Consider the following 473-nt stretch of genomic DNA (forward strand, 5'->3'; position numbering starts at 1 on the left):
GAGCTCGCCCGACTGGTGCCCCCGGCCGGCAAAGCTGAGCCAGAACTGGATTTTCGACCAGTCGGACGTGGCGATGAAGATGAACGGCAAGACATTGAGCACGATCCAGACCGGCTGGGTGATCAGCTGGAAGCGCGAGATCATCCTCACTCCATAGGTCACCAGCGGGATCACCGCTACGGCGCTGACGATATAACCGATCCAGAGCGGGATGCCGAACACCAGCTCCAGCGCCCCGGTCATGATTGACGCCTCGATGGCAAAGAGAATGAAGGTGAAGCTCGCATAGATCAGCGACGTCACCGTCGAGCCGAGATAACCAAAGCCGGCGCCCCGCGTCAGCAGATCGATGTCGACGCCGTGACGGATGGCGTAGCGGCTGATCGGAATACCGATCAGGAGCAAGAGGATCGAGGCGGCGATGATGGCGAAAATGGCATTGGTGGTGCCATAGGAGAGCGTGATCGCCCCAC

At 60.3% G+C, this 473-nt stretch carries 1 pseudogene; it reads right to left on the reverse strand.

Annotation, left to right across the window (positions count from 1 at the left end):
- Positions 1-473 (reverse strand): annotated as a pseudogene (locus AC1D0P_RS29030) (hybrid sensor histidine kinase/response regulator); the annotation flags it as partial.

This window comes from Polaromonas sp. P1_G2 (genome assembly GCF_056405515.1).